General features: G+C 35.2%; 18 protein-coding genes. 5 read left to right on the forward strand and 13 right to left on the reverse strand.

The window, feature by feature from the left end:
- Positions 1-38 precede the first annotated feature (38 nt).
- Complete coding sequence (locus tag EZ449_RS18640) at positions 39-2,006, reverse strand: outer membrane protein assembly factor BamB family protein (RefSeq protein WP_131561723.1); 1,968 nt, start codon at positions 2,004-2,006, stop codon at positions 39-41.
- 198 nt (positions 2,007-2,204) lie between these two features.
- Here EZ449_RS18640 and EZ449_RS18645 point away from each other — a divergent pair, with 198 nt between their 5' ends.
- A complete protein-coding gene (locus EZ449_RS18645) occupies positions 2,205-2,789 on the forward strand; it encodes a DsbA family oxidoreductase (protein WP_131561725.1) in 585 nt (194 codons plus the stop codon).
- A 215-nt stretch (positions 2,790-3,004) separates the two neighbouring features.
- Here EZ449_RS18645 and EZ449_RS18650 read toward each other — a convergent pair whose 3' ends face one another.
- Complete coding sequence (locus EZ449_RS18650) at positions 3,005-3,700, reverse strand: zinc metallopeptidase (protein ID WP_131561727.1); 696 nt, start codon at positions 3,698-3,700, stop codon at positions 3,005-3,007.
- 83 nt (positions 3,701-3,783) lie between these two features.
- Between EZ449_RS18650 and EZ449_RS18655 the strand changes: the two genes are divergently transcribed.
- Positions 3,784-4,920 carry an NAD(P)/FAD-dependent oxidoreductase gene (locus EZ449_RS18655; protein WP_131561729.1) on the forward strand — a complete coding sequence of 379 codons (1,137 nt, stop codon included), beginning with the start codon at positions 3,784-3,786 and terminating at the stop codon, positions 4,918-4,920.
- Between the two features lie 440 nt (positions 4,921-5,360).
- On the opposite strand, the gene purU is transcribed toward EZ449_RS18655, so the two are convergent.
- Positions 5,361-6,200, reverse strand: a complete 840-nt coding sequence (gene purU, locus EZ449_RS18660; RefSeq protein ID WP_131561731.1) for a formyltetrahydrofolate deformylase — start codon at positions 6,198-6,200, stop codon at positions 5,361-5,363.
- Positions 6,201-6,401: 201 nt separating this feature from the next.
- Here purU and EZ449_RS18665 point away from each other — a divergent pair, with 201 nt between their 5' ends.
- The gene (locus EZ449_RS18665; RefSeq protein ID WP_131561733.1) at positions 6,402-7,772 is read left to right on the forward strand and encodes a DNA recombination protein RmuC; all 1,371 of its coding nucleotides are present in this window, start codon (positions 6,402-6,404) and stop codon (positions 7,770-7,772) included.
- 1,090 nt (positions 7,773-8,862) lie between these two features.
- On the opposite strand, the gene thiL is transcribed toward EZ449_RS18665, so the two are convergent.
- The 3 genes from thiL to nadA all read right to left on the reverse strand — a co-directional run bounded on the left by thiL (position 8,863) and on the right by nadA (position 12,324).
- Entirely contained in the window at positions 8,863-9,903 is a 1,041-nt protein-coding gene (gene thiL, locus EZ449_RS18670; RefSeq protein WP_131561735.1) for a thiamine-phosphate kinase, read from the reverse strand.
- Between the two features lie 36 nt (positions 9,904-9,939).
- Positions 9,940-11,199 (reverse strand): dicarboxylate/amino acid:cation symporter, encoded by a 1,260-nt coding sequence (locus tag EZ449_RS18675; protein ID WP_131561737.1) that lies wholly within the window; start codon positions 11,197-11,199, stop codon positions 9,940-9,942.
- Between the two features lie 126 nt (positions 11,200-11,325).
- Complete coding sequence (gene nadA, locus EZ449_RS18680; RefSeq protein ID WP_131561739.1) at positions 11,326-12,324, reverse strand: quinolinate synthase NadA; 999 nt, start codon at positions 12,322-12,324, stop codon at positions 11,326-11,328.
- Positions 12,325-12,771: 447 nt separating this feature from the next.
- On the opposite strand from nadA, the gene nadB reads away from it, so the two are divergent.
- Together nadB and EZ449_RS18690 are read left to right on the forward strand one after the other, a co-directional pair.
- A complete protein-coding gene (gene nadB / locus EZ449_RS18685) occupies positions 12,772-14,358 on the forward strand; it encodes an L-aspartate oxidase (RefSeq protein ID WP_131561741.1) in 1,587 nt (528 codons plus the stop codon).
- 59 nt (positions 14,359-14,417) lie between these two features.
- Positions 14,418-14,939, forward strand: coding sequence for a gamma carbonic anhydrase family protein (locus tag EZ449_RS18690; protein ID WP_131561743.1), 522 nt, complete (start codon positions 14,418-14,420; stop codon positions 14,937-14,939).
- Positions 14,940-15,056: 117 nt separating this feature from the next.
- Here the strand turns inward: EZ449_RS18690 and EZ449_RS18695 are convergent, their stop codons facing one another.
- The 7 genes from EZ449_RS18695 to EZ449_RS18725 form a co-directional block, all read right to left on the reverse strand.
- Positions 15,057-16,799, reverse strand: a complete 1,743-nt coding sequence (locus EZ449_RS18695; protein ID WP_131561745.1) for an Ig-like domain-containing protein — start codon at positions 16,797-16,799, stop codon at positions 15,057-15,059.
- 121 nt (positions 16,800-16,920) lie between these two features.
- On the reverse strand, positions 16,921-18,783 hold the full coding sequence (gene mnmG / locus EZ449_RS18700; RefSeq protein ID WP_131561747.1) for a tRNA uridine-5-carboxymethylaminomethyl(34) synthesis enzyme MnmG: 1,863 nt from the start codon (positions 18,781-18,783) through the stop codon (positions 16,921-16,923).
- Positions 18,784-18,907: 124 nt separating this feature from the next.
- Complete coding sequence (locus EZ449_RS18705; RefSeq protein WP_131561749.1) at positions 18,908-20,770, reverse strand: ABC-F family ATP-binding cassette domain-containing protein; 1,863 nt, start codon at positions 20,768-20,770, stop codon at positions 18,908-18,910.
- Positions 20,771-21,051: 281 nt separating this feature from the next.
- A complete protein-coding gene (locus EZ449_RS18710; RefSeq protein ID WP_131561751.1) occupies positions 21,052-21,687 on the reverse strand; it encodes a GIN domain-containing protein in 636 nt (211 codons plus the stop codon).
- Positions 21,688-22,137: 450 nt separating this feature from the next.
- Positions 22,138-22,575 carry an rRNA maturation RNase YbeY gene (ybeY, locus tag EZ449_RS18715; protein WP_131561753.1) on the reverse strand — a complete coding sequence of 146 codons (438 nt, stop codon included), beginning with the start codon at positions 22,573-22,575 and terminating at the stop codon, positions 22,138-22,140.
- A 65-nt stretch (positions 22,576-22,640) separates the two neighbouring features.
- Positions 22,641-23,033 (reverse strand): type II toxin-antitoxin system VapC family toxin, encoded by a 393-nt coding sequence (locus tag EZ449_RS18720; RefSeq protein WP_165499808.1) that lies wholly within the window; start codon positions 23,031-23,033, stop codon positions 22,641-22,643.
- Entirely contained in the window at positions 23,024-23,236 is a 213-nt protein-coding gene (locus tag EZ449_RS18725) for a hypothetical protein (RefSeq protein WP_131561758.1), read from the reverse strand. Before EZ449_RS18725 ends, EZ449_RS18720 begins: the two co-directional genes overlap by 10 nt.
- Positions 23,237-23,308 lie beyond the last annotated feature (72 nt).

Genomic DNA, 23,308 nt, shown 5'->3' on the forward strand with positions numbered 1-23,308 from the left:
CAATCGAATTAATTGGCTTGGTTACTTTTTTGATTATTTTATTTCTTTGAAAATGTTCTCAACTCATTGCCATTCACATAATAAAGATTATCGGTTACGAAATCAATTTCATAAATTGGTTTTGTATTATCAATTGCAATTTTATCCACTTCTGCTCCAGTAGCTTTGCTTACCTTAACAAGGTAATTTGTTTCATCACTTTCTCCGCGAGCAAAAATAAAAGCGAAGTCGTTATTTTGTTTTAATGCTTTAAATCTCGAATCAACACGGCTTAGTACAGTTGCTCCGATTGCCTGAGATATTCCGTTGTTTACCGCAGCCTTACTTTTCAATCTTGCTCTTGATGATTCTGAAAGTAAATAATCCTCTTTTACATTACCGTTAGCATCTCGAGAAACATAAGTTGCCTCAGAAAAACCCTGCTGTAATCCAGATCTCAAACCTAAATAAGACATGCCAATTATACTGCCTGTTTTAAGCAGTCGCCTTGCTGCAGCACCCGGTTCCTTGTAGGTTTTTTGAAATTTTACAGACCCATCTTTTCCAACTCCAATTACTTCATTTTCTCCACTTAGAGATACACCCCAATCGAATAGGCCTAAAGTAGATAACGCCTTATCGTTCTTAACTTTAATTTTAGCAAAAGCTTCTGGCTTATCTATTGCAGATGGATCAAACTTGTAAATTTTCTCATCGTTAAATACTAAGAAAGATTTTGTTGGCTCGTCATAAGCATACAATAAAGGTAGCTTTGGTTCAAACTTGATGTTTCCTTTCCAAATCTTTTTCCCTGTTGTATAATCTACCATATTACCATAGGTTCCTGTTAGATAAAAAACCTTATTGTTATCTACTTTATTTAAAAAATATACTGGATCGGTCTTATCATCGCTAATTTCTACAAAGTTCTTCCACTTTTGTTTTCCATCGCGATCGATTAGGCTCATTTCATTATCTGCAATATATAAGTAATCATTATCTATTGGGATCACTTGCTTAATATCATCGCCTTTTGCATCTTTCTTCCAAATTTTTTGTCCTGTATTGTAATCGAAAAAATTAAATCCGTTTGAATGGGCTACAAGAAATTTATTTCCCCAATCCTCAATATAAGAAACATATTTGGTAGTAATATCTTCTTTAAAAACAGGTGCCCCTGTTTGAGTATCAAGCGCATTTAATGCTCTCTTTGCCGAAATTAAACTTCCAGCATTTCGCATGGTAATAATGTGCTTGTTATCGTTAGAAAGATAGAATCGATGTACGTCTTCCTTGGCCGACCATTTAATTTTTCCACTCGCTTTATCTAGCTTAAAGAGATGGTTATTAATAGTTGCGAAGATAGCATCATTTGTTGCTACAACCTCGTCTTTTGTTGCCAGTTTCGATAAGCCTAAGCCAAGGCTATTAGCGGCAGAATTTGCTAATAAACTTTTAAGCATTCCTTCCTTTGTCCCAACAACAGTCATCCAATCATCTTTTCCTAGTTTAGGATCAAAGAGTACACATTTAAAATCTTTACCCTCCGTAACCAAAAACAGAAATTTCTCATCGCCATCTACATACTGACTTAGTACAACGCGATACGGGGTTGTGCCAGAGTTAAACATAATTTTTCCATCAAGAGAATTGATAATAACATCCTTGGCGTTAATATTTGCTTGGATAAATGGAGTGTTTGGCAAAAAATTTAATTGATCTGTTGATTGAAAAATTTTCAATAAATCTGGATCTCCCAAAGCATCACTCACCTTTGCAGCTTGGCTTGATGCACTCATTTTTCCAATCTGTTCATCCGTAACCGTCCATTCTACCGTATTGGTTGAAGGATTAAATGCAGAAACCTTATTGGCTTCTTTAACGATAATATTACCAGTTAAGTTATCAAGCATGATTGATTGGATTTTGGAGTCAAATTTTGATACATTGTCTGGTTGTCGCTGAGCGAAAGCACCAAAATATAAGCCTGTAAGAAACAAGCCCATGTAAAGCGTTTTTTTCATCATAATTTAAAAATGGTTTGTATAATTCAATACAAAATTGAGCCACATTTTTATTATCCTGATAATGAGTTATTTAAATTAAATTAACTTGGTAAATAGGGAAAATTATTCCCCTGCTTGGGCAAAGTATTTCCACAGTTGGGAATCAGCTTTTTACTTTCAACTTACCATCCTTTAATTGCAAGAACTTAATTTTACATTATGAAAGTTGAAATCTGGTCGGATGTAATGTGTCCGTTTTGTTATATCGGTAAACGCCATTTTGAACAAGCAATTGAAAAGCTGCCCTTCAAAAATGAGATTGAAGTAGATTGGAAAAGTTATCAGCTTAATCCAGAATACCACAATACGAACAACGAAACCGTTTACGATTACCTTTCGAGAAGCAAGGGAATGCCTATAGAGCAAGCCAAACAGATGACTAAACAGGTTGTTGATATGGCCTCAAATGCTGGTTTATCAATAGATTTTGACAATAATATTCCTGCAAATACTTTCAATGCTCATCGCTTAATTCATTTAGCGGCTAAGCATAATCTTCAAGATTTAGCAGAAGAAAAATTATTCGAAGCTCATTTCATCAAAAGTAAAAACATTGGGGAAGAATCGGTTCTTATTGATTTAGCTGTAGAAATTGGTCTAGAAAGATCGGAAGCAGAAGAGGTTTTAAAGAGCGATCAATTTGCTGAGGCTGTTCGTTATGATGTTTATGAAAGCCAAAATTTAGGCATTCGAGGCGTTCCGTATTTTGTAATGGATCGGAAATATGGTGTTTCTGGTGCATAACCTGTACAGGCTTTTACCGACGCACTCAAACAAAGTTTCACGGAGTGGAAAGCCGCTCAACCTAAAACCACGTTAACATCATTAAATAAAGCCGATGATGCAATTTGTGATGAAAACGGTTGCGAGATATAGTTTTTAACTGACTAAAATTGATAAAACAAAAGCGCCACGATTTACATCGCGACGCTTTTTGCTTTTCATAGGTAGGTATTTCTTTAATCCCTGCTTCGCCCAAAAAGCATAGACGCGTAATAAAGTAAGTTTGCCAAGGCACCAACTGCTGCAACAACGTAGGTCATTGCGGCCCACCAAAGTGCATCTTTAGCTTGCACATTTTCTTCTTGCGTTTGCATTACGCCTTGGTTATTTTTCAACCAGATTAACGCCCGATTACTTGCATCGAACTCTACCGGCAGTGTTATAATACTGAATACAGTGACGAGTGCTAAACCCACCACGCCAATTGCTAAAACAACAGGGTTTCCTGTAAAACCAATCAGCAATACGCCAATGAGCAAAACCCATTGCAAAAGATTTGAGGATATACTTACAACCGGAACCATTGTACTTCTTAAATTTAACCACGAATACGATTTAGCATGTTGAACAGCGTGACCACATTCGTGTGCTGCTACAGCTGCAGCTGCAACGCTTCGGCTATAATAAACATCTGTACTTAAATTTACGGTTCTATCTGATGGATTGTAATGATCTGTTAGTTGTCCTTCGGTACTCATCACTTTCACGTCGTATATCCCATTATCATGTAGCATTCTTTCTGCCACTTCCTTGCCCGATAAGCCTGAGCTAAGCTGCATTTCTGCGTATTTGGAAAACTTGTTTCTAAAACGCCATTGTACAAACATGCTCAACAGTAATACCGGGATGATTAATATTAAATAAACTCCCATTTTCTTATGTATGTTTTTCGTTTAGCCGTATATCAAAAAGCGTTCCCATAATATTTGCTTCCCAAAAAATACTACTTTTATTTATGGCCAATCAGCTTTCATACTGGGAAAGAGAATCATTTTTTAGTTTCGATGTCATCATCGTCGGAAGTGGTATTGTAGGCTTAAATGCCGCTATTCACTTAAAAAAGCAAGCACCATTGTTGAAGATAGCCATCCTCGAAAAGGGTTTTTTGCCAACAGGGGCAAGCACTAAAAATGCGGGTTTTGCTTGCTTCGGGAGCATTTCTGAGCTAATTGAACAAGAAAATTTGGTGGGCACAAACGGCTTATCCTTATTAATAGAAAAGAGATGGAAAGGTTTAGCCAAACTTCGTAATCTTTTGGGAGATAAAACTATTGATTATCAGTGCTTGGGTGGCTATGAATTATTTAAAAACACCGAAATGGATTTAGCTACAACGTGTGTATCCAAAATTGAACATTTCAACCAAATTATTAAGGATGTTGTTGGGAAAGATGCATTCTGTTTAAATAACGATAAAATAAAACACTTTGGTTTTGATGGGATTGAAAACTTAATTTATAACCATTACGAAGCCCAAATTGATACTGGTAAAATGATGTTTGCCTTGATTCAATGTACGCAACAACTGGGTGTAACTATTTTTAATAATTGTTTTGTCGATGAGATTAAGGAAACCACAAAAAAGATAACATTAAGAACTTCACAGGGAATTTTCAGATGCAAACGATTAGTGGTAACCTCGAATGCTTTTATTAAATCTTTGCTGCCCGAAATAGCTATCGTTCCAGGCCGCGGACAGGTAATTATTACCACGCCTATCAAAAATTTAAAAATAGCTGGCACTTTTCACTACGATAAGGGCTATTATTATTTCAGAAATATCAATGATCGAATTTTGTTGGGCGGCGGAAGAAACATCGATTTTAAAGCAGAAGAAACTACAGATTTTGGTCAGACAGCAATTGTACAAGCAGCACTTAAAAAGTTTCTTGAGGAGGTTATTCTTCCAAATAAAGCTTTTGAAATAGATTATGGTTGGAGTGGGATAATGGCTTTTGGCAAACAGTTGGAACCATTGATAAAAGAAGTTAGAACAAACATTTTCTGTGCAACCAGGTGCAATGGAATGGGTATCGCCATTGGATCGCAAACCGGTGAAGATTTAGCAGAATTGGTTTTACAAAGTTTATAACCTGCTCTGCCGATTGTAAATAGGATGCTAAGCCTTATTTGGAAAGCAAAGTCTTTATGACTATTAATGTTTTGTCGGGCTTTACATTAAATCTTTTTGTGAAAGTTGATGCCAAATTTAAGTATCATGGATCCAAAAAGGATATCATTCCAATCCCGTTTAATAACTTAGGTTTCTGCTGCTATTTGAGGTTGCAAAATGCCAAAAACAAGAACCCTAAATTGACCTATTAAATTTTAGGTTTTTGTGTTTCAAAAAAGCGGATTAAGTTGGTTTATAAACCTGATAAGAGTGTAAAGTTCCCGATTTAAGAAACTGTATTTTCAATTTTTATTTGATCGCTTATTGTTTGCACAGGTTTCATCGGGAATTGAAACGTTAGCAGGACTATCGGCTGCCATAATCACAGAACCTTTCATTTCCAAAAACTTGTTATATTTTTATTTAAATACAACCGTTTTATTACCACTTACAAAAACTCGATCTTCAAAAATTAGCTCTAGCGCTTCTAACAATACCTTTTTCTCAATTTCCTTTCCAGCCCGCACCATTTCCTTTACACCAAAATTATGATCTACATGTGTGGTATGCTGTGTAATAATCGGACCTTCATCCAAATTATCGGTTACAAAATGAGCTGTGGCTCCTATGATTTTAACGCCCCGCTCAAACGCTTGTCGGTATGGGTTTGCGCCAATAAATGCAGGCAGGAATGAGTGGTGAATATTGATAATTTTTCCTGCATAATCCTTAACAAAATCTGCAGAGAGAATACGCATGAACTTGGCCAGCACCAAATAATCTACATCAAATTGATTGATGATTTCTTTTAGTTCGCTTTCAAATTCGGCTTTATCCTTATTCACATGATCAACGAAAAAATAGGGTATTCCAAGCTTTTCAGTAAAATCCTTAAGCGATTCATAATTACCGATTACGCATTTAACGTTTGCACCTAAAGTTTTAAATTGATTTTTAATCAGGATTTCTGCCAAACAATGGTATTCTTTGGTTACCAGAATGGCAATTTGCTTTTCTTGCTGTGTAATTAAGCTTACCTCAGCAGAATTTGGGAGGTTTTCGAGCAATTTATTTTTAAGCTTTTCTGTTTCTTCTAAATATCCGGTGCAGGCTATTCGCGTAAAGAAAGCCTTATTTGGTTCATCAACAAATTCTCGCATGGCGATGATATTTAATTGATGCGCAGCCAGCACTCTCGTAATATTGGTTACCAAACCAACTTGATCGGGGCAGGAAATGAGGATTGTTAATTCGTTCATTAATTATATTTAAAGTTCAATGATAAGAAATTTGGTTGGATTCAAGCAAAAAACCAGGCCGCAGATTTGCAGATTAAAATTAATTAAGCAAAAGCAAGAAAAAAATCTGCTAATCTGCGGCCAAAACCTACCGGCTAATAAAAGCAAAATATTTTGGTAAATCTATTTTAATTCTCGATTTTTACTAAAATTTTTATCATTATGGAATTTGCCGCCATCGGACTTCTCGTTATTATTTTACTCGTTTTAGTACTACTTTTTTTCAAGAAACCACAAACAGCCGTGGCTTTAATTTCGATGGAGGATTTTGAAAGAGCAAAGGCAGAAAATGATGTTTTAAAGATCAGTTTAGCCAAAGCAGATGAACGAGTTTCAAATTTATCAACAGAAAAAGAGCACATCACTCTACTATTGAAACAAGAACAGCAACGTTTAATTGATGAATTGCAGGCTGAACGCGATAGATTGGCTGATGCAAACCGTGAACTTGAAAGTACGCGTTCTTTCTACATCGCCGAAAAGGAAAAACTGGCCGAGCAAAAATTAAGTTATGAGCAATCTCAACAGAAACTGAATAAGGATTTTGAACTGATTGCCAATAAAATTCTAGACGAAAAATCTACCCGATTTGTAGAGCAAAACAGAACTAATCTCGATTTGATTTTAAATCCTTTAAAAGAAAACATTAAGGCTTTTGAAGAAAAAGTAGAAAAGGTTTACAAGGCCGAATCTGATGAAAGAAATATTTTGAAAGGCGTAATTTCAGAATTGCAAATCCAAAGCAAACTGATTCAAGAGGATGCCAATAACCTCACAAAAGCACTAAAAGGTGATAGCAAAAAACAGGGAAATTGGGGAGAGGTAATTTTAGAAAAGGTTCTAGAGCGTTCGGGTTTGGTCCGCGATCAGGAATATCGCATTCAAGCCTCGCATACATCCGCCGATGGCAGCCGATACCAGCCTGATGTGGTGATTGATTTGCCTGATGATAAACATCTTGTGGTTGATGCTAAGGTAAGTTTGGTTGCTTACGAGCGTTCCGTGTCTGCCGAGACAGAAGAAGAGCGTGAGGGCTTTGTAAAAGCGCATTTGGCCTCCATCAAGAATCACATTCAAGAGCTATCCTCCAAAAACTATCAGGATCTGTATAAAATCAATTCGCCAGACTTTGTTTTGCTCTTTGTTCCAATAGAATCCTCTTTCAGTATTGCAGTTCAAAAAGACGCTGAGCTTTTTAATTTCGCCTGGGATAGACGAGTGGTTATTGTAAGTCCATCTACATTATTAGCCACTTTACGCACCATCGCCAGCATGTGGAAACAGGAGAGGCAAAATCGAAATGTAATGGAAATTGCCCGTTTAAGTGGAAGCATGTACGATAAGTTTGTGGGTTTTGTTGCCGATATGGAAAACATTGGCAAACACATTAAAAACGGACAAGATGCTTATGATAAGGCCATTAACAAGCTTTCCGTAGGTTCTGGAAATTTAACTAATACTTCGGAGAAGATTAAAAAGTTGGGTGCCAAGGCAACTAAACAGATTGATATTAAGTATTTAGATGAGGAATAACTTCAAGAATTCGTCATTGCGAGGCACGAAGCATTAGGATTGCTTTGTGCCTCGCAATGACGATTTGCCTAAACATGACTTTTAAAACCAAGGTTGATATATCAGTTCGTGCTCAACTTGTTACTTAAAATTAAAACCAAAATACTTTAATACTTTTTTCAGCAAAAAGAATAAAACAATATAAATGATTAACCAAAATACGTATGTAAAGTAACCAGATAAAATTGCATTTAAAAATCCTTCTGCCCGGTGTAGATAGATTGTTAATAAAATTAAAAGTATAATAGGAATTATGAAAATAAATACCAAAACAGCTTTTTTCCATGTATTATTACTTTTTTTAATTTCGTTTCCCATTTTTCAATTTACTTTATGAAAATAAGAATTTTAATTAAAATATAATATTATTTTTAAATCAAGCAATTTAATTATTAATGAAGTTATCATTTTTTATACTATTCTTATTTGGCGGTTTTTATTTTTCAAAATCTGTAGCTTCTTTTAAAACCACTCCTTCTATCTTAAATATTGATACGATTGCAATCATCAATAAAATTAAATTGGATTTATAAAAGATTAATGCGAATCAAAAGCATTATAAAAAGAAAAGCCGTGATATATTCAGTTTATCAGCAGAAGGTGGGACGCCATTTTTTACTATGATGGCGTTGAACTTAAAAAAATACAATGCGTACTTTTTGGAGAAATGGGCAAAGCTGAAACGGATTATTACTTCAAAAACAATCAATTATTTTTCGTGTACAAAAAGAGTTATCTATATGATAAACCAATGAACATCAAAAAACTTTTAAAATTAAAAAAACGGAAGAAAATAGATACTACATAAATGATAAATCCATTATCAAATGGCTTATTGGCAACAGGGCCAATATGAATTTAAACATATTAAAGTCAGAATATTCAACCGTTGATTCAGAGCTGAAAGAAATTTAAAATCATCTTTAAAATCATCTTCATAAAAAACCGTCATTGCTAGGTACGGAGCAATCTTACTATGAGCGCTATAAAACCCATAGCTTTATGATTGCTTCATACCTCGCAATGATGATCGCACTAAAAATTGTTATTCCTACTTATTAAAAGCATTCCAACCTTGTGCTTTCAACTCATGAACATTATTCGATTTTGAAACCATTTTACATCCAGAATTTTTATCCGTAACGTGGCCAATCACTGTGATATCTACATCATGTTTCAGTTTCTTGTAATCTTCCTGACTAATCGTAAACAACAATTCATAGTCTTCGCCACCACTTAAAGCACATACCGTAGGGTCGATTCCTAATTCTCGAGCAGTTTCATAAGTCATAGGATCTAAAGGAATTTTATCTTCATAAATCGTAATTCCTACGTTTGATTGTTTTGCTAGATGTAAAATTTCCGAAGCCAAACCATCAGAAACATCAATCATGGAAGTAGGTTTAATGTTCATATCTTCCAAAAGCGCTATCACATCCATGCGGGCTTCTGGTTTCAATTGTCGTTCGATAATGTAATCCTTACCTTCCAAATCTGGTTGGATTTGCGGGTTTTCAAGGTATATTTGTTTCTCTCTTTCTAGAATTTGTAAACCTAAATAAGCACCACCCAAATCACCAGAAACACAAAGCAGATCATTTTCTTGCGCACCATTTCTATAGACAATTTTATCAGCCTCAGCATAACCAATACTGGTAATGCTAATAACCAAGCCTTGTTTACTCGAAGAAGTATCGCCACCAATTAAATCGATATTATATTTATTACAAGCCAATTCAATTCCTTTATAAAGCTCTTCTACGGCTTCCAAAGGGAACTTGCTAGATAGACCAAGCGAAACCGTAATCTGACTTGCTTTGCCATTCATGGCATAAATATCACTCAAATTAACTTGCACAGCTTTGTAACCCAAGTGCATCAATGGCACATAAGCCAAATCAAAGTGAATTCCTTCCAACAATAAATCAGTAGAAATTAAAGTCTGTTTTCCTTTACTGTCTAAAACAGCAGCATCATCGCCAACACCTTTTACCGAGTAGTCATTTTTGATTTTAAAATTAGTAGTTAGGTGTTTGATTAAACCAAATTCACCTAATTCATTAATATCTGTACGCTCTTTATTTTCAAACATATGTTATGCTGTAATAGGGACAAAGCCCTCGATTTTTTAAATTTTTTCTGATTCAACAATATTGGGATGATCTTTACTTTCCATCCAATTCCTTCCTTCTGTAAATCTGGCAATCAACATGGCAGCAACATTATCGCCCGTTGCATTTAACAAAGTCGCCATTGGATCAACCAAAGTGCCTATAATCATCGCTGGAGGCAAAGCTTCTGGCGGTAATTGATAAGCAGAAATCATTAACAATTCTCCAATATAACCACCATTTGGAATTCCGCCTTCTACAATACTCACTAAAACAGTAATTCCCAAGGCTAAAATAATGGTATCTACATGAACCAAATCTTTCCCAAAAATAGCAAAAACAACTGCTATTTTGATAATGGAACTAATACTAGAACCATCTTTATGTAATGTTGCACCCAATGGAATAGTCACATTCGTGATGTAACTAGGAACGCCCATTTTCGTCGCTCCATCTAAATTTGCCGGAATGGTTGCAATGCTACTACAGGTTCCAATGGATGTTAGAGATGGAATAATGTTGTTTTTCCAGAAAATTTTTATTGCTTTAAATCCGCCTGCAATAAAGGCATAGAGCGTAAAAAATACAATGAAATAAAATGCACCAACACCATAATACAAACCTAAAGCCTTGGCATAAGTACCAAAAAGTTGTGGTCCGAATACACCAACCTGATAAGCAAAATAAGCCCCCAAACCAATTGGACCAAGTTTCATGATCAAAATGATGAGTTTTTTCATCACCTCATTTCCAGAAACCAAGAAATTTTTAAAACCATCGCCTTCTTTTCCAGAATATAGGGTAGAAAACCCAACCAACACTGAAAAAATAATTAAAGCCAACATATTTTTCCTACTTCCAATTTCGAAGAATTCTCCAACGGTTAAAAGCTGAGTCATTTGTTCTCCAAAAGATTGAATTTTAGTTTCTTCTAATGGAATTGGGTTGTTTCCTAAAGCTTGATGTATTGGAAAAAGCCAGGTTGCAACTAAAGTTAAAACTGCAGAAATGATTACGGTTGATAAAAAAACTAAAACCATTACAGTTAATAATTTTCCTAGTTTTTTGCTTCGATCTATGTTTGCTATCGCCGATGAAACCGCAAAAAATACCAATGGAATTACCGCAGTGAACAACAGGTTTAAAAATATATCTCCGAGTGGTTTTATACTTTCAACACTTTTCCCAAAAATTAAGCCTACAATACTCCCAACGGTAATTCCCGCTAAAAGCCATAATAAGCCAGAGTAATTTTTAAGGATGTTGGTTCTTTTCATTGTTTAAGTTTTTCCATCATTACGAGGCACGAAGCAATCTTACTACTTTAGTTAAGTTAAACCCCATAGCTTTAAGATTGCTTCGTGCCTCGCAATGACGAGCGCTTTAATCTAAGCGGATTGTTTTTACAATCCTAATTCTGCTGAAATATCCAACATCCTTTGGATTGGTTTACGAGCCAGCTCTACAATATGTTCTGGTACAGTAACTTCCGGTAAACCATTTTTCAAACATAAATATAGTTTTTCCAAAGTATTGCGCTTCATATATGGGCAATCGTTACAAGCACAGCTGTTATTTGGCGGAGCAGGAATAAAAGTTTTTGTAGGATTTGCCTTTTCCATCTGGTGAATAATTCCACTTTCTGTAGCTACAATAAATTCTGTTGCAGGATTGGTAATCGTATATTTTAATAATCCTGTGGTCGATCCAATGTAATCAGCCATTTTTAGGACTACTTCCTCACATTCCGGGTGTGCAATAAACTTAGCATTTGGATGACGTTCTTTCAATTTTGTAATTTTCTCCTGAGAAAAAATTTCATGAACCATACAAGCTCCATTCCAAAGCACTAAATCTCTTCCTGTTTTTTTGGCTACATAAGCACCCAAATTCCGATCCGGACCGAAGATAATTTTTTGATCTTTTGGTAAACTTTCTACAATTTGAACGGCATTGGTTGAAGTACAAACGATGTCGCTCATCGCTTTCAATTCAGCCGTACAATTCACGTAAGTAATCACCAAATGATCGGGATATTTCTCCTTAAATTTTTTAAATAAATGAGGTGGACAGCTGTCGGCAAGCGAACAACCGGCCTTAACATCAGGCAATAAAACCTTTTTAGATGGCGATAAAATCTTCGCTGTTTCTGCCATAAAATGCACTCCAGCAAACACAATTACATCGGCATCGGTTTTTGCAGCTTCTTGAGATAAACCTAAACTATCACCAATATAATCAGCAATATCCTGAATATCAGGTTCTTGATAATAGTGAGCAAGAATTATTGCATTCTTTTCTTTCTTTAATTTTTCAATCTCAACAAAAAGGTCGAGTGTTGGATCTATATCCTCCTCTACAAATCCTTTTTTATTAATTTCTTCTAAGACATCGATGTTCATTACAAATTTTTCTTTTTTGAATTTTGACGTTGGCCAAAGATAAAGCTTTCCACGTCTCAATAATTAATAAGTATTTTATTTAAATAAATCTTGTTTGTTTATTAGTGTGTTGGTAACGTTGGTAAGTTTATAAAAAAAGCACTGTTATGTAAGTTGTTAATTGTTTACTAACATTCAGATTACATTTTTGTAATATGATAAGATTGATTTTCAGCACTATCGATAAACGTCTTTAATTTTATCAATATTGGAATGTTAATTGTTTGTAAGTAGGTAAAAAGTTAATTACTTAGACAAAGGTGCTTAAAAATTGGGTAAAAGATTGTGGCAAATTGTCTTTTTAGAGTAGCTTTAAACATTCAAGTTTATTTGTTAGTCTTTAATAGACATAAAGCTAACAGTTGTTCTATAGTTATCAACATGGTTGATAAAGTAAATGTTTTATAAATGAGAAAAGTAGATTTTCTGGTAATTGGTTCAGGCATAGCGGGTTTAAGTTTTGCACTCAAGGCTGCCAAGTTTGGAAAGGTTTTAATCGTTACCAAATCAAATGAGGATGAATCCAATACAAAATATGCTCAGGGTGGGGTTGCAGTTGTTGTTGATAAGGGCGATTCTTTTGAGAAACATATTCACGATACACTGATTGCTGGAGACGGTTTATGTGATGAAAAAATTGTGGAAATCGTTGTAAAAGAGGGACCTCAGCGTATTCAAGAGATCATTGACTATGGTATAAATTTCGATAAGGACAACTCTGGTTTTTACGATTTAGCTAAAGAAGGTGGTCACTCCGAACACCGTGTTTTGCACTATAAAGACATCACCGGATACGAGATTGAGCGTGTGCTTTTAAAGGAAATTCACGAGAATCCAAACATAGAGATATTAACACACTACTTTGCACTCGAGTTAATTACCCAGCATCACCTTGGTGAGTTTGTTGATAAACGTACTGAAGATATCAACTGTTATGGGATATATGCCTTTAACACAGAGCTTAACGATGTGGAAAAGATTTTAGCAAGTGTAACGGTTATGGCTTCTGGAGGTGCGGGACATGTGTATTCTGCCACCACAAATCCAGTTATTGCAACAGGTGATGGTATGGCAATGGTTTATCGGGCAAAGGGAAAAGTAAGGAATATGGAATTTATTCAGTTCCATCCAACGGCTTTATACCATCCTGGAGAGTATCCATCGTTCCTAATTTCTGAAGCAGTTCGTGGTTTTGGTGGTGTACTTCGCCGTAAAAATGGCGAAGAATTTATGCAAGAATACGATGAAAGAAGATCTTTAGCTCCTCGTGATATTGTAGCCCGAGCAGTAGATAATGAGATGAAAAAATCGGGTGATGAGTTTGTTTATCTCGATATTACCATGCGTAAGAAAGCAGATATTTTGAAGCACTTTCCTAATATATATGCTAAATGTTTGTCTATCGGTATCGATATGACCAAAGATTTTATACCTGTTACACCAGCTTCTCATTATATGTGTGGTGGAATTATGGTTGATGAGTACGGTCGTTCATCCATTAAAAATCTATATGCTTGTGGCGAGGTTTCATCTACAGGCTTACATGGAGCAAATCGTTTGGCTTCCAATTCTTTATTAGAAGCTACAGTTTTTGCGCATCGGATTTTTCAGGATGCGATAGAGAATTTTAAAAATAATGTTATTCCGGAAAATATACCAGAATGGGATTCTCATGGTGTTACGCAAAGTAATGAAGATGTTTTAGTCACACATAATCTTCGCGAATTGCAGAAGGTAATGGGTGATTATGTCGGGATTGTTCGTTCTGATTTTAGATTAGAAAGAGCCCACAGAAGACTGTTTTTAATTTATCAGGAAACTGAAGAATTCTACAAGAAAAACAAGGTTTCAGTTAAGCTTTGCGAATTGAGAAATGTAATTCAAACTGCTTATTTGGTGATTAAATCGGCCATGCAAAGAAAGGAAAGTAGGGGATTACACTTTACCACAGATTATCCAAACCATGCAGACAAATTAATTGATACTGTTTTTTAACCCCTAAAGGGGACTTTAATTTATAGTCCATTTTACATCTACCATTTTACATATTTATTATGCCTTTAATACTACCTGTAAAAGATAAATTTCCTCAAATTGGTAAAGAAAATTTCATCGCAGAAAACGCAACAATTGTAGGCGATGTTGTAATTGGCGATAAATGTTCGGTTTGGTTTAATGCGGTGATTAGAGGCGATGTAAATGCCATTACGATTGGTAATGAGTCGAACATTCAAGATGGTGCTGTGATTCATGCTACCTACCTAAAAGCATCTACACATATTGGTAATCGGGTTTCAGTTGGTCACAATGCAATTGTTCATGGTTGCACTGTTCGGGATAATGTTTTGATTGGAATGGGTGCCATTGTTATGGATCATGCAGTTATCGAAGAATATTGCATTATTGCTGCTGGATCTGTTGTTCTAGAAAATACAATTTGCGAAACAGGTTATTTATATGCCGGAACGCCTGCAAAAAAAATAAAGCCCATTACTGAAGAGCAAAGGGCTTTGTTAAATAAGTTACCTGATAACTATGTGATGTATAGCGAGTGGTTTAAACCCCCAACCCCCTAAATGGGGCTTCTGACTTTCTAGAGTTTAGGCAAATAGCCTTAAATATTGATGTTTAATTTTTTTTTGCTTTCGCTATTCCACCTTGCTATTAGTTCCCCCTTCGGGGGTTAGGGGGAATTAATTCTTTCTAAGTGAATTTGGCGCCTCTCTTATGCCAGAATCCTCTTTATTATTGTTCGGTGATGTTTGTCTAGGTGGACTTATGGTACTCTCCTGAATTTGTGGAGGAGTAGCAATGATAACTAATTTTTCCTCCCTATCCCAATTCGCCTTTAAAGACATATCTGTAGCTGGATACCAGATTTTTTCTGGCTGAGCGCCTAATTTTACATTTCCGGTATCCCAAATTCCATTTTTATTCTCATCGTAAATTATTCTGGATAAATACTTTCCAGTGGGATATTTGGCAAAGTTTACCGTTGTATTTTTAGTGATGACAAATGATTTGATGGGATTTTTCTTCTCATCTATAAATTCTAAAATGTATTGTTTAGCACTATCGGGAACCTCAACTTTTAATGCCAATGTTCCGTAACTATCTGCAGGCTCTAAAGTAAAACGCTTGGTTATATCTTTATTTTTTGCATTAAAAATAGCTGTAAATGAGCCAGCTGCAAACTTGATATCGTAAGATTTTTTAGTTTTCCAAGGATAGATAATGTAATATTTTAGAAAATCTACGCTATCTTTTAATACTTGAAACGTTGTTCGCTTAACAGAATCTTCCAATAAAGTAATTTTTGATGGATCAGCATCGATCATCGGAAAAGGAAATGTTAGGGTATAACGTTGTGATGGATTTAATTTTCCGCCAGTTATGTTATCGGCAATGGTTACATCCCTGGTATAGGTATCCTTTTTCCCACGTGTAAAATTAACCGACTGTAAAACCTTTCCTTGGTCTTGTATGGCTACTTTAACCGAATCAAAGCTAAGGTCGCTTAACCATATTTTTGCCGTATCATTTGTTTTATTGAAATATACTCGCTTGCCAACATCTACTGCCGCTGGTTGCATTACAGTTAACTTAGGTTGTTTTAATTGCTGATTAAAAGTTAAAAGAATGCTGCCATCAGCGTTTAATTTTCGTTCCATTACCCTAAATTCTGGAGCAAGTTCCTTAAATACCTGTAGATTAATATTGTCGAGGTTTTTATCAATTATAATTGGATCCTTTATAAATCCAATCTCATCCGATACTTGCTGATAAACCTTGTCGCCACCGCCACTATTTTCTTTTAAAGCATAAATTTTATAAGAGCCTTTTCTTAGGTTATTTAACTTATAATTTCCAGCACTATCTGTTGTTGTGTAAATTGATGGACGTTTTTTTCCAAACAAGGTATCTCTTTCTACGGGAAGAATAAATACCGTAACCTCTTTCTCTGTTTCATTTGTTAAAGAACTACTCACCCTACCCGAAACGGATAGTGAATCTATTTCTGGACCAGTCGAAAAAACATAAGATAAATTTTTAACCACGTTCGCTTCATTTACATCTGCAATGGCTTTACCAAAATTTAAGGTATAAGTGGTATTTTTCTCCAAAGTATCTTGTAAGGTAATTTCTAAACGTTTCTGTCTCTTTTTTAAAATTGGTGGTCTTTCCTGATCCGGGGAAATTGAAAATTCCTTAAACTCATCTTGAATATTAAAATACTCATCAAACTCAATTACGATTTTTTTTGCATTGAAATTTCTTGTCAGATTTTTCGGAGTCATGCTCAAAACTTTTGGAGGCGTTTTATCTTTCGGCCCACCTTGAGGAGTTTGGATGCTCGCACAACTCAAAAATACGAGCGAAGTAAAAACAACAACAATGTTTTTTAAGTTAAAATAGTGAGCTTTTAAATTTGGCATATTTTAAACGTTCTGACGAGTTTTTATTGTTTTTGGAGAAGTAATATTAAAAATAATTTTTTTTCGCTTAAATCGCTTTTAATTAAGTCTTTAATTTATTATTTAAATACCTGATAATCAGTTACTTATTAATATACACCATCAAAACTGAAATATCTGATGGAGAAACCCCAGAAATTCTAGAAGCCTGACCTAAAGTACGAGGTTTTATCTTAAATAATTTTTCACGAGCTTCTTTTGAAATAGAAACAATTTTATTGTAGTCAAAATCTAGTTTAATTTCCTTGTCTTCCATCTTCAACATCTTCGCTACAATTTCATTTTCCTTTTCGAAATAGCTTTCATATTTAACTTTGATCTCAGCCTGTTCAATGGTTTCATGATCTAAATCTTTTGTTGCTTCGGCGAGCGGTTTGCTTACTTTAATAATATCTTGTAAACCAACATGCGGCCTTCCAACCAAACTATGAATTTTTACATTCTGATTTAATGCGCTTGAACCTAAGCTTTCCAACATTGGATTTGCATCAGCCATTTCAATGCCTTGGCTTTTTGTAAACTTAACTAAAGCTTCTGCAGCCGCAACTTTTTTATTTACCTTTTCTAAACGTTCATCAGATACTAACCCCAATGCATGGCCAATAGGAGAGAGGCGAATATCAGCATTATCTTGTCTCAATAATAAACGATGTTCTGCTCTTGAGGTAAACATACGATAAGGTTCTTCAGTACCTTTGGTTACCAAGTCATCGATTAAAACACCGATATAGCTATCTGATCTTTTCATGATCAGTTCATGTTTTTCATTGATTTTTTGATGTGCATTTATACCTGCCATAAAACCTTGACAAGCCGCTTCTTCATAACCAGTCGTTCCGTTTATTTGTCCGGCTAAAAATAAATTACTGATTAATTTAGTTTCTAGGGTTAATGATAACTGGGTAGGAGGGAAGAAATCATATTCAATGGCGTAACCTGGTCTGAACATTTTTGCATTTTCAAAACCTGGAATTAAACGAAGTGCTCTTTGTTGAACATCCTCCGGAAGTGAAGTTGAAAATCCATTTACATAAATTTCGCAAGTGTTCCAGCCCTCGGGTTCAACGAAAATCTGATGCCTATCACGCTCTGCAAAACGGTTAATTTTATCCTCAATAGATGGACAATACCTTGGGCCTAAACCCTTAATTCTGCCGGTAAACATCGGAGATTTTTCAAACCCTTCTTTTAAGGTTTCATGTACTTCATTGTTTGTATAAGTAATCCAGCAGCAGCGTTGGTCGGTTGAAACTTTCGTATCAGTGAAAGAGAATTTGTTAGGATTTTCATCTCCCCATTGTTCCTCCATTTTGGTATAATCCAAACTTCTTCCATCAACACGGGGTGGGGTTCCCGTTTTCATTCTACCAGCTTCCATACCCAACTCTACCAATTGCTCGGTTATTCCTGTTGATGCTCTTTCTGCTGTTCTACCACCTCCAAATTTCTTTTCTCCAATATGCATTACGCCATTTAAGAACGTGCCATTTGTCAAAACCACTGCGGCGCTTTCTATCTCCATTCCAAGAGATGTTTTTACGCCATAAACTACATTGTCTTTAACTAATAAGCCAACAACGCTGTCTTGCCACATATCTACATTTGGAGTCCTTTCCAAAGCTAATCGCCACTCTTCAGCAAAGCGCATTCTATCAATTTGTGCTCTCGGGCTCCACATAGCAGGCCCCTTAGATTTGTTAAGCATCCTAAATTGAATCATTGATTTATCTGAGATGATACCAGAATAACCACCCATAGCATCTACCTCACGTACAATCTGTCCTTTTGCTACGCCACCCATTGCAGGGTTACAACTCATTTGGGCAATAGTGCCCATATTCATTGTTATTAATAAAACAGATGACCCTAAATTGGCAGCGGCAGCAGCAGCTTCACAGCCTGCGTGTCCTGCACCAACTACAATCAAATCGTATTTTGAAAACATTTTATTTTGTATTTCTTTTATGTTTCACGTGAAACATAATGTTTTTACTATTTATTCTTTTGCAGTTTTGATAATGTTCCACGTGAAACATAACGTGAACATTACTTAAAAATTACTATAAAATTTATTCAGAAAGTTCAAGCCAGCGCATTGTATAATTGTCAAGCTTTTGTTTTAATTTTTCAATTTCATCAGAAACTTCTTGAATTTTTATATAATCAGAAGCATCAATTTTTATTAAATTCTCTGTCAACTCAGCGATTTTATTTTCCGTATTAGCCATCCCTTTTTCGCTTTCATCAAGTTCTTTTTGTTCTTTAAAACTTAACTTTTTTAGAGATTTAATTGGTGCTTGTTCAACCACTGCAACAGTAGATTTCTTGGTTTCAACTTTGGCTTTTGGCTGGTCTAGGCTTAAGCGATATTCAGAATAGTTCCCATTGTAAATTTTAACTACACCTTCTCCTTCCATTATAAACAATTGGTCACTCATTTTATCAAGCAAGTATCTATCGTGAGAAACCAACATCAAAATGCCAGGGAAGTTTTCTAAAAACTCTTCCAATACATTTAAGGTATCAATATCTAAATCGTTAGTTGGCTCATCTAAAATTAAGAAGTTTGGGTTCTGCATTAAAACTTTCATTAAGTTCAAACGCTTCTTTTCACCACCGCTTAATTTTTCAACCATGCCATGTTGTTTCTTTGGTGGAAATAGAAATAATGTTAATAGGGCAGAAGCTGTAATCACAGAACCATCAGCCATCTTAATGTATTCAGCATCCGATTTTACAATATCAATCACTCTTTCCTTAGGGTCGAATGTTAAACCGCCTTGTTTATAGTAACCGAAAACTGTGGTCTCTCCAGTATCCACTTTACCAGCATCTGGTTTTAGCTGACTAGTAATAATATTTAGTAGCGTAGATTTTCCAGTGCCGTTTTTACCTGCCAAACCAATTCTATCACCTCTTTTAAAGGTGTAACTGAAATCATTAATTATCGGACGGCCATCAAACGATTTTGCGATGTGTTCAACCTCAATAATTTTTCCACCTTGGCGAGACATCTTCATTTGAAGCGTAACACTTTGATTATCAGACTTTTTCTTTGTTTTTTCTTCTAAATCGTAAAAGGCATTAATTCTAGCGTTAGATTTCGTTCCACGTGCTTGTGGCATGCGCCTCATCCAATCTAATTCTTTCTTTAATAGCTGCTCATTCTTATGTTGAACAGTAGCATCCAGCGCTTCTCTTTCCGATTTCTTTTCGAGATAGTAAGCATAATTTCCATTGTAATTGAAAATTTTACCTCTATCCAATTCAACTATGGTATTACAAACATTATCTAAAAAGTACCTATCGTGAGTAACCAACAGAATTGTTTTTTGTCCTGTAGTTAATAATTTTTCAAGCCACTCAATGGTATCAATATCCAAATGATTGGTAGGCTCATCCAAGACTAATATTTCAGGGTCTTCAATTAAAAGCTTGGCCAAAGCCAAACGTTTCTTTTGTCCGCCAGAAAGCGTAGAAATTTTTTGTTGCAAATGAGTAATACCCATTCTATTCAAAATGGTTTTAATCTCATGCTCGTATTCCCAAGCATTATGTTCGCTTAATTCCTCATACAAACGATTAAGCGTTTTCTCATCAGGATTAGGGTCTTCAATTAGCTCTTCATATTCTTTAATCAACTGTTGTTGCTTATTCTCTAAAGAAAATATATGGTCGCTTATAGAGTAACCCTCATTAAATTGTGGTTCCTGGTCGAGGAAACCAATTTTAACGGCTTTATTTTTAACAATCTTACCTTCGAGCGGAGGAAACCTTTCTGCCAATAATTTCAAAAGTGTACTCTTACCGGCGCCATTAATTCCAACCAACGCTACACGCTGACCGGAGTTGATACCTAAGGTTAAATTTTTAAATAGCCATTCATCATGGTAACCATGACCCAAGCCTTCTGCCGCAATTAGTGTGCTCAATTTATTTGTATTTCGGATTTATAAAGGAAAATTAGTGCAAAAGTAAGTATAAAATATTTGGTAGGGTAGAAAGATGTTTCAAAGCCACTATGTATCAGGTAAAAATGGCAAAATATTGATATGCAGTTAGTCGAAGATTCGCATATTAGAAACTTAGCCAGACATCTCAAAAATAAATCTTCGAATCTGTGGCAAACCATTATAAAAGAAAACAGCAGAGGAATCGCTCCGCCGCTGCTTCAATCATTAACTAAAACTAAACTTTATCTTGGATGCGATGCTTAGAAAATAGATTCTAAAACATCAACTTTTATATCTTCATATCTGTTAGATGCATAAGTTGCAACAACAGGCGCAGCGCTTACATTTGTATCAGCTGCAAAGAAATCATTCATATTTACTTTAGCAACCGAACCTAAAACTGCAGTGTAACTTTCTGTAGAACCACTTAAAATTAAGTTTGATGTTCCGTTAACATTGGTACTTAAGCTTACAGTGTTTGCTCTAATATCGGCAGTTGCATTATCGTTCAAAACCACATTTAAGTTTAATAAATTGAAGTTTCCCGAAGTTTTAACACTCGAAGTGTTTGAAGCCTCAATACTTGACAAATTATTTACATGAGCAATAACCGTTAAAGGTGCTGAGGTGAATGAACTGATTCTCAATTCACCATTTTGTTGTTGTACCAAAGCATTTTTCGCGAAGTAGTTATCGTACACTTCAACACTTTCTTTAGCGTCCTGAACTAAAATCAATTTTACGTTTCCGCTGATTTTAATTTTGCTGATGTTTTTAACCGAAGTTAAGTTGGTGTAGTTGTTATTGTTTTCGGTTGCATTTGCTGCAACGCTTGCAGTACCTAAAATAATTGTTGTTAGAGCTGCTGCGAATAATGTTTTAATAGAGGTTTTCATAATCTTATATCTTAATTTTTTTAAATCTTTTTGTTGTTGTTTTCGAATATAAGACTGCAAGAGGGCAGAAAGGTTGCACGCAGATTTGCGTTAATATACCAGCGTAGCTAAATTATCGACCAACGCCCGTAACTTTTAGACGAACAGGAATAAAAAAATTAATTTGAAAAGCAATTTCAGTAGAAATAGGAGAGAGCCGCCCCGCTTTTTGCTCCAACAAAAGCAGAAAAAGCTTTTGGTTTCCGCTACAATCGGGTTTATTTAACTGTGGTATAGTGAGTTATAGGATTGGATTTGCCTAGCAACCGTTAAATAGCATTGTCATTCTGAGCGCAGCGAAGAATCTACAGGCGATGGAATGCTTACTTAAATGTTGATGGAGATATTTTAGCCTTTTGTTAATATGTAACAGATTCTTCGCTGCGCTCAGAATGACAGGATTCAGAAAAACTAAACCAATCCTACCTCACTTCTATAACCCAAATACTCATCTTCTTTTTGAGTCATAAGCGTCTTAGCTGCTTTGCCTTTATCCTTGTAGCCAAGCAAATGCAAAGTGCCATGAATCATGATGCGACAAACCTCATCAAAATCATTTGTTCTAAAGGTTTTTGCATTCTCTTTAACACGTTCAATGCTAATGAAGATATCACTCACAATTTGCTTTTCTTCATCTGAGTTATCGAAAGTGATGATATCGGTGTAGGTGTCGTGGTTTAAATACTGTTGATTAATACCCAACAAATATTCATCACTACAGAAAATGAAATTAAGTTCCTGCAATTCAAATCCCTCTTTTTCAATTATTGCTTTAATCCACTTCTTAACCTTAAGTTTTTGAGGAAGATTGTAAGTAACAGATTCTGTAAAAAATGAAATTGCAGGCATGTGATATCTTTAAGGCTGCAAATTTAAGAAATAAAATTTAGCGATAGATTGTGAGATTGTCTGGTTTATAAATTAAAAGGATTTACAAGTTTTAAGCCATCAATTCTAACGAAGTCTTTAGAATTTCTGCTCAGCAATGTAAAATCGTTTACTAACGCTGTAGCTGCAATAATTGCATCGGGTAGTTTTACATTATATTCTTTACGAATCTCAACAGTTTTGTATTTGACATCGCTATATAACTCATAAACAAAAGAGTCGTTAATAGAATTATTTAGAACTATAATGTCATTTTCAGTTGCCGCTTTCCACCAGCGAAGTTCTATTTCAGTAATTGCTGAAATGGCAGGTCTGGAAATTGATAATATTTCATCAATAAACGTTTCAGCGGGGAGAGAAAGCTGCTTTTGAAGATAATAGATAACAGTATTCGTATCCCAAAGAAAAGTTACTCCCACTCGTTTCGTAAACTTTCTAATTGGTTGTCAATTTCTTCCTTACTTTGAGAAACCATGCTACCTTTATACTTCTTTACTAAATCCTCAGTTGAAAAGGTTTCTGGTTGATTATCTCTTCGCAGACGAATAACCTTAAGCAACTCCAAATCTTTTAAAAGATTTAAAGCGTTGTCGTCTAAGATGTCTAAAGTTATTGTTCTCATATAACAAATATAACAAATATAATAAAAATAATCTCACGCCGTGGTTCGTGTCCTCACGAACCACATTTTTAA

The sequence above is a fragment of the Pedobacter frigidisoli genome, from assembly GCF_004331675.1.
Classification (GTDB): domain Bacteria; phylum Bacteroidota; class Bacteroidia; order Sphingobacteriales; family Sphingobacteriaceae; genus Pedobacter; species Pedobacter frigidisoli.

Bases quoted from the DNA above. Each gene is read 5' to 3' on its own strand.
- EZ449_RS18640 (WP_131561723.1), bottom strand. From the start codon at position 2,006: ATGATGAAAAAAACGCTTTACATGGGCTTGTTTCTTACAGGCTTATAT.
- EZ449_RS18645 (WP_131561725.1), top strand. From the start codon at position 2,205: ATGAAAGTTGAAATCTGGTCGGATGTAATGTGTCCGTTTTGTTATATC.
- EZ449_RS18650 (WP_131561727.1), bottom strand. From the start codon at position 3,700: ATGGGAGTTTATTTAATATTAATCATCCCGGTATTACTGTTGAGCATG.
- EZ449_RS18655 (WP_131561729.1), top strand. From the start codon at position 3,784: ATGGCCAATCAGCTTTCATACTGGGAAAGAGAATCATTTTTTAGTTTC.
- purU (WP_131561731.1), bottom strand. From the start codon at position 6,200: ATGAACGAATTAACAATCCTCATTTCCTGCCCCGATCAAGTTGGTTTG.
- EZ449_RS18665 (WP_131561733.1), top strand. From the start codon at position 6,402: ATGGAATTTGCCGCCATCGGACTTCTCGTTATTATTTTACTCGTTTTA.
- thiL (WP_131561735.1), bottom strand. From the start codon at position 9,903: ATGTTTGAAAATAAAGAGCGTACAGATATTAATGAATTAGGTGAATTT.
- EZ449_RS18675 (WP_131561737.1), bottom strand. From the start codon at position 11,199: ATGAAAAGAACCAACATCCTTAAAAATTACTCTGGCTTATTATGGCTT.
- nadA (WP_131561739.1), bottom strand. From the start codon at position 12,324: ATGAACATCGATGTCTTAGAAGAAATTAATAAAAAAGGATTTGTAGAG.
- nadB (WP_131561741.1), top strand. From the start codon at position 12,772: ATGAGAAAAGTAGATTTTCTGGTAATTGGTTCAGGCATAGCGGGTTTA.
- EZ449_RS18690 (WP_131561743.1), top strand. From the start codon at position 14,418: ATGCCTTTAATACTACCTGTAAAAGATAAATTTCCTCAAATTGGTAAA.
- EZ449_RS18695 (WP_131561745.1), bottom strand. From the start codon at position 16,799: ATGCCAAATTTAAAAGCTCACTATTTTAACTTAAAAAACATTGTTGTT.
- mnmG (WP_131561747.1), bottom strand. From the start codon at position 18,783: ATGTTTTCAAAATACGATTTGATTGTAGTTGGTGCAGGACACGCAGGC.
- EZ449_RS18710 (WP_131561751.1), bottom strand. From the start codon at position 21,687: ATGAAAACCTCTATTAAAACATTATTCGCAGCAGCTCTAACAACAATT.
- ybeY (WP_131561753.1), bottom strand. From the start codon at position 22,575: ATGCCTGCAATTTCATTTTTTACAGAATCTGTTACTTACAATCTTCCT.
- EZ449_RS18725 (WP_131561758.1), bottom strand. From the start codon at position 23,236: ATGAGAACAATAACTTTAGACATCTTAGACGACAACGCTTTAAATCTT.